At 71.0% G+C, this 13368-nt stretch carries 13 protein-coding genes; 4 read left to right on the top strand and 9 right to left on the bottom strand.

Annotation, left to right across the window (positions count from 1 at the left end; genetic code table 11):
- Window positions 1–4 precede the first annotated feature (4 nt).
- Genes hsaC through hsaA form a run of 3 tightly spaced genes read right to left on the bottom strand, consistent with a single transcriptional unit; the run spans window position 5 to window position 2964 of the window.
- Complete coding sequence (hsaC, locus tag MJ604_RS06505) at window positions 5–904, bottom strand: iron-dependent extradiol dioxygenase HsaC (RefSeq protein ID WP_243057505.1); 900 nt, start codon at window positions 902–904, stop codon at window positions 5–7.
- Window positions 901–1797, bottom strand: coding sequence for a 4,5:9,10-diseco-3-hydroxy-5,9,17-trioxoandrosta-1(10),2-diene-4-oate hydrolase (gene hsaD, locus MJ604_RS06500; RefSeq protein WP_243057503.1), 897 nt, complete (start codon window positions 1795–1797; stop codon window positions 901–903). The genes hsaC and hsaD overlap by 4 nt, the downstream gene beginning before the upstream one ends.
- Window positions 1798–2964, bottom strand: coding sequence for a 3-hydroxy-9,10-secoandrosta-1,3,5(10)-triene-9,17-dione monooxygenase oxygenase subunit (gene hsaA, locus MJ604_RS06495; protein ID WP_243057502.1), 1167 nt, complete (start codon window positions 2962–2964; stop codon window positions 1798–1800). It lies immediately after the preceding gene.
- 116 nt (window positions 2965–3080) lie between these two features.
- On the opposite strand from hsaA, the gene MJ604_RS06490 reads away from it, so the two are divergent.
- On the top strand, window positions 3081–4088 hold the full coding sequence (locus MJ604_RS06490) for a lysylphosphatidylglycerol synthase transmembrane domain-containing protein (protein WP_243057501.1): 1008 nt from the start codon (window positions 3081–3083) through the stop codon (window positions 4086–4088).
- Here the strand turns inward: MJ604_RS06490 and MJ604_RS06485 are convergent.
- From MJ604_RS06485 to MJ604_RS06475, 3 genes are read right to left on the bottom strand one after another with little or no spacing between them, the layout of a single operon-like run.
- A complete protein-coding gene (locus tag MJ604_RS06485; RefSeq protein ID WP_243057500.1) occupies window positions 4085–4999 on the bottom strand; it encodes an alpha/beta hydrolase fold domain-containing protein in 915 nt (304 codons plus the stop codon). The two genes, MJ604_RS06490 and MJ604_RS06485, sit on opposite strands and share 4 nt — an antisense overlap.
- Window positions 4992–5573, bottom strand: coding sequence for a TetR/AcrR family transcriptional regulator (locus tag MJ604_RS06480; RefSeq protein WP_243057498.1), 582 nt, complete (start codon window positions 5571–5573; stop codon window positions 4992–4994). The genes MJ604_RS06485 and MJ604_RS06480 overlap by 8 nt, the downstream gene beginning before the upstream one ends.
- Window positions 5570–7489, bottom strand: a complete 1920-nt coding sequence (locus tag MJ604_RS06475) for an NAD(P)/FAD-dependent oxidoreductase (RefSeq protein ID WP_243057497.1) — start codon at window positions 7487–7489, stop codon at window positions 5570–5572. The genes MJ604_RS06480 and MJ604_RS06475 overlap by 4 nt, the downstream gene beginning before the upstream one ends.
- 54 nt (window positions 7490–7543) lie before the next feature.
- Here MJ604_RS06475 and MJ604_RS06470 point away from each other — a divergent pair, with 54 nt between their 5' ends.
- Window positions 7544–8566, top strand: a complete 1023-nt coding sequence (locus MJ604_RS06470) for an alcohol dehydrogenase catalytic domain-containing protein (protein ID WP_243057496.1) — start codon at window positions 7544–7546, stop codon at window positions 8564–8566.
- The gene (locus MJ604_RS06465; protein WP_243057494.1) at window positions 8563–9285 is read left to right on the top strand and encodes an SDR family NAD(P)-dependent oxidoreductase; all 723 of its coding nucleotides are present in this window, start codon (window positions 8563–8565) and stop codon (window positions 9283–9285) included. Before MJ604_RS06470 ends, MJ604_RS06465 begins: the two co-directional genes overlap by 4 nt.
- A gap of 267 nt (window positions 9286–9552) precedes the next feature.
- Here MJ604_RS06465 and MJ604_RS06460 read toward each other — a convergent pair whose 3' ends face one another.
- Window positions 9553–10800 carry an HNH endonuclease signature motif containing protein gene (locus MJ604_RS06460; protein WP_243057493.1) on the bottom strand — a complete coding sequence of 416 codons (1248 nt, stop codon included), beginning with the start codon at window positions 10798–10800 and terminating at the stop codon, window positions 9553–9555.
- Window positions 10801–11101: 301 nt separating this feature from the next.
- Here MJ604_RS06460 and MJ604_RS06455 point away from each other — a divergent pair, with 301 nt between their 5' ends.
- Window positions 11102–11395, top strand: a complete 294-nt coding sequence (locus MJ604_RS06455; RefSeq protein ID WP_243057492.1) for a hypothetical protein — start codon at window positions 11102–11104, stop codon at window positions 11393–11395.
- A gap of 11 nt (window positions 11396–11406) precedes the next feature.
- On the opposite strand, the gene dmpG is transcribed toward MJ604_RS06455, so the two are convergent.
- Complete coding sequence (dmpG, locus tag MJ604_RS06450; RefSeq protein ID WP_243057490.1) at window positions 11407–12474, bottom strand: 4-hydroxy-2-oxovalerate aldolase; 1068 nt, start codon at window positions 12472–12474, stop codon at window positions 11407–11409.
- On the bottom strand, window positions 12471–13367 hold the full coding sequence (locus MJ604_RS06445; RefSeq protein WP_374458339.1) for an acetaldehyde dehydrogenase (acetylating): 897 nt from the start codon (window positions 13365–13367) through the stop codon (window positions 12471–12473). The genes dmpG and MJ604_RS06445 overlap by 4 nt, the downstream gene beginning before the upstream one ends.
- Between the last annotated feature and the right edge of the window lies 1 nt (window position 13368).

Below are 13368 nucleotides of genomic sequence, written 5' to 3'. Positions count from 1 at the left end.
TCTTTCACCGGCCGCCGCCGAAGTCGTGACCCCAGTACGACACCGCCGTCGACTCCCGGGCGACCCAGCGCCCGTCGTCGACGGTGAGGCCGTCGGTCCCGAACTCGACGTCGAAGCCGCCGGGCGACTTCACGTAGAACGAGATCATCTCGTCGTTCATGTGCCGGCCGAGCGTCGCCGACAGCGGCGCGCCGTGCTTGCGCACCCGCTCCAGCGCGCGGCCCACGTGGTCGAGCTCGTCGACCTCGAGCATGATGTGCACGCACTTGGACGGGTTCGGCATCGGCAGGAACGCCAGCGAGTGGTGCCGCGGGTTCACGCCGAGGAACCGCAGCCAGACCTTCGAGCCGGGCTCCTTCCCGACGAACTCCCCCGGCATGCTCATCGAGTCGCGCAACCGGAAGCCGAGCACATCGGTGTAGAACCGCAGCGCCTCGACGTCGTCGAGGACCGGCAGCACGATGTGGCCCATCCCCTGGTCCCCGGTCACGAAGTTCGCGGCGTACGGCGTCACCACGGGCCGCGACTCGTAGGTGATGCCGTGGAACAGCTCGAAGACGTTGTCCCACGGGTCACTGAAGCGGACCAGCTCCTGCACCCGACGCTCGGCGAGCTCCTCCTTGGTGCCCTCCTGGAAGTCCACGCCGGCCTTCGCGAGGTGCTCGCGCGCCTCCTGCAGCGCGCGGTGGTCGGCGAGCTCCCAACCGACGCACTCGAGCTGGTCGACGTCGGAGGGGAACACGACGAGCCGGGCGGAGACCTGGTCGATCCGCCAGTACTGGTGGTCCGGGTTCGGGCCGCGCCCCTCGGCGAGACCGAGGACCTTTCCCGCGAACGTCGTCCACTGCGAGAGGTCGGTGCTGGCCACACGGACGTAGCCCATGCTCTTCACGTCGATGGTCATGCGCGCTCCTTGTGCCGAGCGAGGAAGGCCGTGGTGATCTCGGCGAACTCGTCGGCCGCCTCGATCTGGGCCCAGTGCCCACAGTTCGGGAAGACATGCAGCTGCGCCTTGGGAATCAGCTTGAGGGCGACCATCGCGCCGTCGAGCGGGTTCACGCGGTCCTCACGGCCCCACGTCAGCAGCGTGTGCTTGCGCAGCTGGTGCGCCTCGCGCCAGAGCATGCCGTCCTCGGCGGTCTCCGGGTTCCAGAACGACATGCCCATCGAGCGCATCGCGTCCTGGGCGCCGGGCGCCGTGGCGTCCGCGAAGCGTTCCTCGACCAGCTCGTCGGTGACGAGGTCCTGGTTGACGACCATCGTGGAGATGAAGGCCCGCAGCGCCTCGCGCGACGGGTTGGCGCCGAAGTCCATCAGCCGCTTGACGCCCTCGGTGGGGTCGGCGTGGAACAGGTTCAGCGACAGACCACCCGGACCCATCAGCACCAGCCGGCCGACACGGTCGGGGTACGACAGCGCGAACCGCATCGCCGTCCCGCCGCCGAGGCTGTTGCCCAGCAGGTGCACGCGGTCGATGCCGAGCTCGTCGAGCAGCTTCACCACGTGGTCGGCCGAGTGCCGGTAGTAGTTGCCGACCACCGGCGGCTTGTCCGAGCCGCCGAAGCCCGGCTGGTCGACCAGCAGGGTCCGGAACGACGCGGCGAACTTCGGCAGCGCACTGCCGAAGTTCGACCACGCCGACGCTCCCGGCCCACCGCCGTGCAGCATGACGAGCGGCAGGCCGCCCCCGAGGGCCTCACCGGTTGTCGAGCTTGTCGAGACACCGGCCTCGTAGTAGTTGAGGGTGATCTCGCCGGCCTTCGCCGAGCGCTGGACCGATTCCTTGGTGATCGTCACTCAGTACATCCCCGGGTCGACCTTGTGCCCGAACTCGTGAGCGCCGTACATCTGCAGCGCCCGCTCCGGGTCGTTGGCGGCGTGCACCCGGCCGGCGTGCGCGTCGCGCCACGCCCGCTGCAGGTACGTGCCCTGGGTGAGCGCGCGACCGCCCGACGCCTCGAACAGCGAGTCGATCGCGTCGATCGCGCGCTGGGTGCCGAGCACCTGGTCGCGGCGGACCCGCAGACGCAGGCCGAGCGGGATCTGCTCGCCCTTGGCGACGTGCGCCTGCTCCTCGCGGATGTTGGCGACCAGCAGCGCCCAGGCGGCGTCGATCTCCGACGATGCCTTGGCGATGCGGACGGCGGCGAAGGGGTCGAGCGACGCCTTCTCGCCGAGGTACGCCGCGCGCACGCGCTTCTGCTGCATGTCGACGTGCTCGGCGTACGCGCCCTGGGCCATGCCGATGATCGGCGTGGTGATCGTGCCGGTGAAGATCGAGTGGAATGGCAGCTTGTAGAGGTCGGAGGTGTTCTGCTCCTGGCCGGGGCCGAAGCAGCGCCCGGTGTCGCCCATGCTGAGCGTGAACGCCTCGGGCACGAACACGTCGTCGACCACGATGTCGTTGGAGCCGGTGCCGGACAGGCCGACCATGTGCCAGACGTCGTTGATCGTGTAGTTCTCGCGCGGCACCATGAACGTCTTGAAGTCGACGACGTTGCCGTCGGCGTTGAAGACCAGGCCGCCGAGCAGGACCCACGAGCAGTGGTCGCAGCCGGACGAGAAGCTCCACTTGCCGGACAGGATGTAGCCGCCGTCGGTGACGGTGGCCTTGCCGGTCGGGGCGTACGACGAGCTCAGCCGGGTGCTGGTGTCGGCGCCCCACACCGCCTGCTGTGCCTCGTCGGGGAACAGCGCGACCTGCCACGGGTGCACGCCGACGACGCTGGAGACCCAGCCGGTCGAGCCGCACGCGCCGGCGATGTCGCGGACCGCCGTGTAGAAGTCGACGGGGTCGGACTCGTGGCCGTCGAACCGCCGAGGCTGGAGCAGCCGGAAGAATCCGACCTCCTCCAGCTCCTTGATCGACGCCTCCGGGACCACGCGCAGTCGCTCGGCCTCGTCAGCCCGCTCCCGGATTGCGGGAAGCAGGTCACGGACTCCGTCCAGAACGGCCTGGGACATCGACATCTCCTGTCACTGAGTGAACAGGACCGATACTAGAACACGTTCTCGTTTTGGTCGAGAACCACCCGCCACGGGTGAACCCGGGCACCCCACCTCTCCGGGAGCGTGGCGCCATGACCGAACGCTCGCACCGCACGCTGGTCAAGCGGTGGGGCGGACGGGCGGTCGGGCTGACGATCACCGCGATCGGCCTCTACATCGTGGCCCCGAGCCTGGTGACGATGTTCGCGTCCTGGCCGCAGCTCGCGACGGTCGACGTCCCCTGGTTCTTCGTGCTCGCCTTCCTCCAGGTCGGGCGCCTCGTCTCGCTGTGGTGGCTGACCCGCCTCGCGCTCACCCCCGACCGGCCCGGGTGGGGTACGACGGCCACCGCGCAGCTGGCCGGCAGCGCGGCCGCGAAGGTCCTTCCGGGCGGAGGGGCGACCGGGGGCGTCATCCAGGCGAAGATCCTCATCGACGACGGCCAGGAGCCGCGGTCGGTCGCGTCGGGGCTCGGCGCGATCGCGCTGCTCAACAACGCGGTGCTGTTCCTGCTGCCGATCCTGACGATCCCGGCACTGCTCATCGGGCCGCCGCCGGCCAAGCAGCTCCAGCTGGGCCTGGTCGTCTCGGTGGTCCTGGCCGCCGTGATCGTCACGATCGGCGTGACCGTCCTGACCTGGCCGCGCGTGCTCGACGTCGCCGGCCGCGGGATCGGCTGGACGCTGCACTGGGTGCGCCGCTCGGTCACGCCGACGGGGGTCGCCGCCGGGCTGCTCGGCCAGCGCGTGCGGATCGCCGAGGCGTTCCGCGGCCGCTGGTGGCGGTCGGTGTTCGCGATGGCCGCGAGCCGGATGTTCGACTACGCCTCCCTGGTCGCTGCCCTGGTCGCGTTCGGCGTGCACGCGCGGCCGTCGGAGGTGCTGCTCGCGTTCGTCGTCTCGCAGGCGCTCGCGATCATCCCGATCACCCCCGGAGGCGTCGGCTTCGTCGACGTCGGCCTCACCGGCATGCTCGCGCTGATCGGGGTCCCCACCGAGACCGCGATCATCGCGACGCTGCTCTACCGGCTGTTCTCGTTCTGGCTGCCGATCCCGCTCGGCGCCTTCGCGTGGGCGGGCTGGCGGATCCGGCGGCGCTAGTCGAGCCCGAACCCGGACCGCAGCGCCGCCACCTGGCTGGCCCGGAACTCGCGGACGACGGGCTTGCCAGCGAAGGCGTCGAAGCCGTGGAACGCGCCCGGTACGACGCCGGTCGTGCACGCGACGCCCGCGGCCCGGAGCCGGGCGGCGTACGCGAGCGCCTCGTCGTGGAAGAGGTCGAGGGTGCCGACGCCGATCCAGGCCGGTGGAAGTCCGGCGAAGTCGTCGCACCGCGCCGGCGCCGCCGTCGGGTCGACGCCGGGCAGGCCGGGCTGGTGGCCGAGGTAGCTGGACCAGCCGTAGTGGTTGGCCTCGTTGCTCCACAGCCGCCGACAGGCGCTGTCCGGGTCGGGCCGGACGGCGGTGCGGTCGTCGAGCATCGGGTAGACGAGCAGCTGCAGGCACAGGGCCGGCCCGCCACGGTCGCGCGTGTGCAGGGCGGTCGCTGCCGCCAGCCCACCCCCGGCGCTGCCGCCACCGATCGCCACCCGGGTGGGATCGACCCCGGGCTGGTCCGCGAGCCAGCGCAGTGCGTCGTAGCAGTCGTCGCGTGCGGCGGGGTACCGGTGCTCGGGAGCGAGGCGGTACCGGACCGTCGCGACCACGACGCCGAGCTCGTCGGCGATGGACCGCAGCGCCGCCTCGTCCTGCAACGGGCTGCCGATGAGCAGCCCCCCACCGTGGATGTAGAGGAGCGCCGGGCTCGGCGACGGCGCGTGCGCCGGGCGGTACACCCGGACCGCGGCGGTCGGCGAGACCGCGCTCTCGACGAAGTCGGGGTCGGCAGGCAGCCGCTGGATCCCCTTGCGCAGCAGCGGAACGAGCCGCGGGCTGACCGCGGCACGCGGCAGCAACCGGGAGCCGGCGCGGAGCTCGGGGTGGAAGCGACCCGCCCCCAGACGGCTAAGCATCGGCGAACGCCGGGCTCAGGAACGCGTCGAGGTGCGCGACCAACGAGGCACGGTCGGTGATGTCCACGGCCCGGCCCGGGACCCCGACCAGCGAGACGACAATGCGGATCACCCACTCTGCGCCCGCGACGACGTCGAGGTCGGCGCGGACCAACCCGCGTTCTTGCGCGGCCGTCAGCTGCTCGACCCAGAAGCCGGCCAGGCCGGGGACGACCTCGTGGACGAAGGTGCCCATCACCTCGGCGAACTCCTGCGGCTCCGACTCGGCCAGCGCGAGCGCCAGCGGTCCGAGCGGGGACTCGCTCGACATCGCCACGGCCTCGGCGACCATCTCCGAGAACGACGCAGCTGCGGACACCCGCGCGTTCGCGGTCGCCCAGAACGCCTCGTCGCGTCGGATCAGCGCCGCCGACACCAGCGTCGACTTGTCCGGGAAGAACCGGTAGACGTACACCCGCGACAGCCCGGCCTCGTCGGCGACCGCCTGCACCGTCGTACGCCGGATCCCGTCGCGCCGCAGGCAGACCTCGGCGGCGTCGAGGATGCGCTCGCGCGAGCGGTCCCGGGCGGTCACGACAGCTGGTAGTCGGCCGGGTCGGGGCGGCGGGTCCAGCCCCAGTAGTCGACGATCCGGAACGGGTTGATCCCGTGCACGTCGCCCTCGGCGTTCTTGTAGTAGTTGTGCTCGATGTGCGGCGACGCCCACACCATCGTCTGCGCCTCGGCCTGGACCCGCTCGTACCAGTCGTCGTACGCCGCACGCGTGGGCTCGATCGCCGCGCTGCCGCTCTCGGCGAGCAGCCGGAGGCACTCGACCATGAACGTGACCTCGCACTCCGAGGCGAAGATGATGCTGCCGCCGCTGGCCAGGTTGGTGTTCGGGCCGTAGAGCAGGAAGAGGTTCGGGAAGCCGCTGACCGTCACCCCGAGGTGGGCGCGCGGCGCGCTCCCCCACGTCTCGCGCAGGTCCTGGCCGTCGCGCCCGATGATGCGCAGCGGCAGCAGGAAGTCGTTGACCCGGAACCCGGTCGCCCAGACGACCACGTCGGCCGGGTGGAGCTCCCCCTGGTCGTCGACGACGCCGTCGGCCTCGAGCCGGTCGACGCCCGCGCGCACCAGGGTCACGTTGTCCCTGCTGAGCGTCTGCAGCCAGCTGCCGTTGTCCTGCAGCGTGCGCTTGCCGGTCGCCGGGTAGTCCGGCACGACCTTCGCGACCAGCTCGGGGTCGTCGGGCAGCTGGCTGGTGATCCACTCGGAGAACATCGTGCGGACGATGTCGTTGATCTCGCTGACCGAGGTCGCCTGGGGCTCCCAGTCCGGGTCCACCTTCGCAGCGGCGAACGCGGCGTCGCAGCTCGGCCAGAAGATCAGGAACCGGAACCAGCGGCCGTAGAACGGCAGGTGCCGGATCGCCCACCCGACGCCGGGACCCACCCGGTCGTGGTAGCCGGGGTTCGGGAACATCCACTGGGCGGTGCGCTGGAGGACGGTCAGCGACTTCACCTGGTCCGCGATCGCGGGCGCGACCTGGAAGCCCGTCGCGCCGGCCCCGACCATCACCACCCGCTTGCCGGTGACGTCGACGTCGTGGTCCCACCGCGCGGTGTGGAACGCCGGCCCGTCGAAGCCGCCCGGGACGTCGGGCACGAACGGCCGGTTCATCTGGCCGACCGCCGCCACCACGGCCCGGGCGACGAGGGACTCGCCGGTGTCGAGCTCGACCGACCAGGTCCCCGCCGCCTCGTCCCAGGTCGCGCCGACGACCTCGGTGGAGAAGCGGGTGTGGTCCCCCAGCCCGTGCTTGTCGAAGACACCCTGGAAGTACGCCTGCACCTCCGGCTGCTGCGGGAAGAACTCGGTCCAGTGGTCGGCGGGCTCGAAGCTGTAGCAGTAGAAGTGGCTGCCCACGTCCACGCGCGCACCGGGGTAGGAGTTCTCCCACCAGGTGCCGCCGGGGCCGGCGTTCTTCTCGACGATCACGAACGGGAAGCCGGCCTGGGAGACCCGGATCGCGGCGAGGATGCCCGACATCCCGGCGCCGATGATGACCACGGGGTAGTCCGCGGCGCCGGCGACCGGGGCGCCCGCGCGCTCGTCCGCACCGTCGAGCTCGAGCTCCTCGAGCACCAGCGGCACGTACTCGTCGCCGACCGCTGCCCCGACGATCCACTCCATCAGCTGCTTGACCATCGCGGGCGAGACGGGCTCCGGCTCGGGGCAGCCGCGGTCGCGCCAGTCACGGACCACGTCGAGGGCGAAGGCACGGGCCCTCGCCTGGGCGTCGGCGTCCAGGAAGCCCTGGTACTCGTTGAGGAAGCTCCCCTGGGGGCGCAGCTCGCTCGCGAGGATCGCGGCCCGGTCCTCGGGCCGGCTCATGTGCACGCAGGACACCAGCAGCGCCGGGACCGACAGGTCCTCCAGCGCGGCGGCCAGCTGCTCGTCGGAGAACTCGGCGGCCGTGAACGGCAGGCCGGCGTGCACGTTGCGCATGCGCCGTAAAGTACACACTTTTCAGAATGTGTAAACAGCCCTACGGTGTGCGCCATGCGCTCCGTCACCGTCACCGGGCCCGGCCAGATCTCCGTCGAGACCGTCCCGGATCCGACCCTCACCGGCGCGGGTGACGCGCTGGTCCGCGTCAGCTCCGCCGCCATCTGCGGGTCCGACCTGCACTTCTACGACGGCGACCTCCCGTTCTTCCCGGTGGCCGTCGGCCACGAGGTGATCGGCGAGGTCGTCGAGGTCGGCGCCGACGTACGCCGCTTCCGTCCCGGCGACCGCGTGCTCGTCGCCTCGGTCGCGGGCTGCGGCGACTGTGTCGGGTGTGCGACCGGCGACCCCGTGACCTGCGTCCAGGGCCCGAAGGTGTTCGGGTCCGGCGAGCTCGGTGGCGGGCAGAGCGAGCTGCTCGCCGTACCCGCCGCCGACTTCCAGCTGCTGCGCATCCCGGACGGGGTCGACGACGAGGCCGCGCTGCTGCTCACCGACAACCTCGGCACCGGCTGGGCCGGCGCGCAGCGCGCGGACATCCCGCCGGGCGGCACCGTGGTCGTCCTCGGCCTCGGCGCGGTCGGTCAGTGCGCGGTGCGCTCAGCGCTGCTCCAGGGTGCCGGGCAGGTGCTCGCCTACGACCCGGTCGCCGGCCGTCGCGACCTCGCGGCGAAGGGGGGCGCGGTGAGTGTCGACGGGCCGCTGCACGACGCGGTCATGGCGGCGACCGGCGGGCGGGGCGCCGACTCGGTGGTCGACGCGGTCGCCATCGACGCCACGATCGACGACGCCTTCAACGTCGTCCGTGCCGGCGGCACCGTCTCGCTGATCGGGGTGCACGACATGAACCCCTACCCGCTCGGCGCGCTGATGGGCGTCTACCGCAGCATCACGCTGCGGATGACCACCGCTCCGGTCCACCGCACCTGGGGGGCCCTGGTCCCGCTCGTGCAGCACGGCCGCATCGACACCGGCGGCCTGTTCACGCACACGTTCGACCTCGACGACGCAGCGGCGGCGTACGCCGCTGTCGGAGCACGTGGTTCGGACTGCATCAAGGCGCGGTTCGTCCTGTGAACGGCAAGCGGGTCATCGTCACCGGTGGCGCGTCCGGCATCGGGCTGGCGTCCGCCGAGGTGCTGGTCGAGCGCGGCGCGAAGGTCGCGATCTGGGACCTCGCCCCGGACACGCTCGAGGTCGCCGCACGGATCGGCGCCCACGGCCAGGTCGTCGACGTCACCGGCGACCTCGAGGCGCCCGTGGCCGAGGCGGTGGACGCGCTCGGCGGGCTCACCGGGCTGGTGCACGCCGCCGGGCGGGTGACGCCGGAGCCGGTCGGCGCCTTCACCGCCGAGTCCTGGGACGCCGTCCTCGACGTGAACCTCCGGGCGCACGCCCTGCTCTCGCAGGCAGCACTCCCCCACCTCGACCGAGCCGCCGGCCCGTCGATCGTCGGCATCTCCTCGATCGAGGGCATCGCCGCCAACCCGTGGATCCCGTCGTACTGCGCCTCGAAGGCAGGGATGCTCGGCCTGACCCGGTCGATGGCCGCCCAGCTCGGCCCCGAGGGCATCCGCGTCAACGCCGTCTGCCCCGGCTTCGTGGTGACCCCGATGCTGCAGCCCGCCCTCGACATCCCCGAGATCAAGGCGGAGTTCGAGCAGGCCACCCCGCTGCAGCGGATGGCTCAGCCACGCGAGATCGCCACCGTCGTCGCGTTCCTGCTCTCCGACGACGCGTCCTTCGTCACCGGCACCGAGGTCGTCGTCGACGGCGGGCTGATCTGCAAGCACTGAGACTGCGAGGACGTTGGTCCGAGGCTCGTCGCCCGCCCGAGCGGAGCGAGCCTCGAAACCACCTGACCGCGCGGGCGCCTGATGGCCTGCGCGGGGTGGCGGAGGCTGGGCGGCCTGCGGGTGCGTGGGTGGTACCGGTTCTTGGTTTTCGGATAACGGGGTCGCCGCAGTCTGTGGTCACCCGTAGGTGGTTGCGGTGGTTGGTTGGCTTGCGGGTTCGTCGTGGTCGACCGTGGTGGTCACCGTTTGAAGCGATGGTTCGGGTGGCTATTGGCGTCGGTGGAAGGTGACGTTGCCGTTGGGCAGGTAGGTGGTCTCGTAGGTCGTGTCGTGTGCGCGTTGGTGGTGCCAGTGGCAGAGCGTGACGGCGTTGTCGAGGTTGGTGTGGCCGCCGTGGGCCCATGCGATCTGGTGGTGGGCTTGGAGGGTGTGGGTGCGGTCGCAGCCTGCGGCGCGACAGCCTCGGTCGCGCACGACCATCGCGTGGCGCTGGGCCTTGGTGTGCAGCCGCCGCCCACGTCCGACGTCGAGGGGCTGGGAGTCGCCGTCGAGGACGACGGGGATGACCTCGGCCTCGCACAGCAGCCGCCGGGTCGCGCCGGGGCTGATCCCCTCCCCGGTGTCGAGCACCCCGGCCTTCTCCACACGACCCGTCAGCGAGTCTTCGTCGATGAGGACCAGGAGGGTGGCGGGCAGGCCGCCGCTCTTCGGGAGCCTGTTCGTGGGGTAGCGGGTGATGAGCTCGCACAGCGCCTGCCCCATGGCCTCGGGGGTGGGGAGGCGTTCGGCTCCCGCGCCGTGGGTGGCGTGCTGGTGCTTGGGTGCGGTGATCGCGAGCAGGATCTTGCGCAGCAGGGCGCCTTCGACGGCGGTGGGGATGGTGAACCGGCCGTGGGTCTTGCCGTGTCCGTCGTCGTACATCGCCAGGTGACAGGCCTTGGCGGCGGCCTTCTCCTCGGCCTCGAGGATCGCGGCCTCGCGGGCGTCGGCCTCGTCGGGCGCGATCACCTCGAACAGGTGCTTGCCCAACACCCGCAGACCCTTGGCGTCGTGGTGCTGGGCTTCGGCGACCAGGTGGGCTTCGGCTTTGGCGACGAGGTCGCGGTCGATGTCGTCGGGGAGCTGGTCGACGGCGTGCACGATGACGCGGGCCTGGTCGACCAGGACGTCGCCGTGAGCGAGCGCGTCCCGCGTGAGGGGATGCGCTTCGAGGGAGTGGCCGAGCTTCACGGTGCCGGCCGCTGCCGGTCGGGTGGTGTTGGTGGTGTGCGCCAGCCAGCTCGCCGCGGAGGCGGCGCCGACCTCCTGCCCGACGTGCAGGTCGTCGGCATGCGCGGCCACGCGTGCCTTCAGCTCGGCCAGCTTGGCCTCGGCGCGGGTCAGCGCGACCAGGGTGTCAGCGGTCTCCGCGGCGTCCATCGACCACACCGATGCGTCGGCAACGGCGTCGAGCTCCGACTGGACGTGCGCGGTCGCCACCGACACGCGGTGTCTCGGAGTGGCGATCGCTGTCATGGTTCAACCCAAGCACCGACCACCGACAGTGAGGCCTCGAAAAGCCCGTGGTTGACCGGGATGTGGACACTTCCGAGAAATAGTTCTGAGCACTTTGGTGGTGGTTTCGAGACAGGCGCTAACGCGCCTTCCTCAACCACCGGAGGCCACGACCGAAAGCCGGGAAGCAGCGCCAGCCCGTTGCGGCCGTACCCGCGTAAGAAGCCCTGTCGGTCGCAACCACACAGCAACCCGCAGGCGACCGAGAGCCAGGTGGTGCCGTGACGTGGACGCCCCCTCGAACCTTCGCCAGGATGGGGTCGTGCTCTCGGTGCGACCCCTCATCTGGCTGGCACCTGTCGTCGGCACGGTCCTGGCCGTCGCGGTCTACCGCGACGCGTACGCGGCCGAGGTCGGCCGCTATGCCGGAGCCGAGCCGGGGCTCGCAGGGCTGTGGGTGGCCGGGCCGCTCATCGTCCTGGTCCTCGCGCAGATCGCGTGCGCCCTGGGCATGCACGTCTCGACGACCGAGCGCGCCCGCACCGCCTGCGTGTCGGCCGTCCTGGTGACCACGTGCGGATGCCTGCTCACCGCGTTGGCCCTCATCACGGCCTGACGCGCGGCACGTCAGCTGTTGGCGGCTGCCTTGTCCTGCTCGGCCTTCAGCATCAGCGCGATGTCGATGAGCTGGTCCTCCTGACCGCCGATCAGCTTGCGGCGGCCGGCCTCGAGCAGGATCTTGGCGCCGGAGACGCCGTAGCGGTCCGCCGCGTTGCCGGCGTGCTTGAGGAACGACGAGTAGACGCCGGCGTAGCCCATCATCAGCGTCATCCGGTCGAGCTGGCACTCCTCGGGCATGGCCGGCTTGATGACGTCCTCGGACGCGTCGACGATGGTGAGGAAGTCGATGCCGGTCTTCCAGCCGAGCTTGTCGCAGACCCCGACGAACGCCTCGAGCGGCGTGTTGCCGGCACCTGCGCCGAAGCGGCGCACCGACCCGTCGATCTGGGTGGCGCCCGCGCGGGCGGCGATCACGGTGTTGGAGACACCGAGGCCGAGGTTCTCGTGGCCGTGGAAGCCGACGGTGGCCTCGTGGCCGATCTCGGCGACGACAGCGGCCACGCGGTCGGCGGTCTGCTCCATCACGAGCGCGCCCGCGGAGTCGACGACGTACACGCACTGGTTGCCCGCGTCGACCATGATCCGCGCCTGCTTGGCGAGCACCTCGGGCGGCTGGGTGTGGCTCATCATCAGGAAGCCGACGGTCTCGAGGCCGAGCTCACGGGCCAGGCCGAAGTGCTGGATCGAGGTGTCCGCCTCGGTGCAGTGCGTGGCGATCCGGCAGATCTGGCCGCCGTTGTCCTGCGCGGCACGGATGTCGTCCTTGGTGCCGACGCCGGGAAGCATGAGGAACGCGATCTTGGCGCGCTTCGCGGTCTCCGCCGCGATCCTGATCAGCTCCTGCTCGGGCGTCCTCGAGAAGCCGTAGTTGAACGACGAGCCGCCCAAGCCGTCGCCGTGGGTGACCTCGATGACGGGTACGCCGGAGTTGTCCAGCGCCTCGACGATGTCGTGGACCTCCTGCGCGGTGAACTGGTGCCGCTTGTGGTGCGACCCGTCGCGCAGGCAGGTGTCGGTGAGACGAAGATCCAGGTCGGCGGACCAGGTCCGGTCCAGCGTGTTGATGTCAGTCACGAGAGCACGCTCCTAGCGATGTTCTGGCCGACCTGCGTGGCCGCGGCGGTCATGATGTCGAGGTTGCCGGCGTACGGCGGCAGGAAGTCACCCGCGCCCTCGACCTCGACGAAGATCGACACCTTCGTCTGGCCACGGGTAGCCGGCGACGGGTCGTCGATCTGCGGCTCCTGGAGCAGCCGGTAGCCAGGGACGTACTCCTGCACGGCCTTCTCCATCGCGAAGATGCTGGCGACGATCGCATCGCGATCGGCGTCCGGGGCGACGGCGCAGTAGATCGTGTCGCGCATGATCATCGGCGGCTCGGCCGGGTTCAGGATGATGATCGCCTTGCCCTGCTGGGCTCCGCCGATCGTCTCGACGCCGGCCGAGGTGGTGCGGGTGAACTCGTCGATGTTCGCGCGGGTGCCCGGCCCCGCCGACATGCTCGACACCGACGCGACGATCTCGGCGTACGACACCGCGGCCGCGCGGGACACCGCGGCGACCATCGGGATCGTCGCCTGACCACCGCAGGTGATCATGTTGACGTTCATCGCGGCGACGTGCTCCTCGCCGTTGACCGGCGGGATCACCGCGGGACCGACCGCGGCAGGCGTCAGGTCGATCGCCCGGATGCCGGCCTCCTCGTAGCGCGGCGCGTACTCGCGGTGCACGTACGCCGAGGTCGCCTCGAAGATCAGGTCGGGGAGCTGGTCCTGCTTGAGCAGCCAGTCGACGCCTTCATGCGACGCCTCGAGGCCCTTCTCGGCCGCGAGCCGCAGGCCCTCGCTGGCCGGGTCGACGCCGATCATCCAGCGCGGCTCGATCACGTCGGAGCGGAGCAGCTTGTACATCAGGTCGGTGCCGATGTTGCCCGGCCCCACGATGGCTGCGGTCAGCTTTGACATCAGA

The sequence above is a fragment of the Nocardioides sp. SR21 genome (genome assembly GCF_022761125.1).
Taxonomy (GTDB): Bacteria; Actinomycetota; Actinomycetes; order Propionibacteriales; family Nocardioidaceae; genus Nocardioides.
Note: the sequence above shows the minus strand (reverse complement) of the source record. Positions and strands in the feature narration are given on the sequence as shown.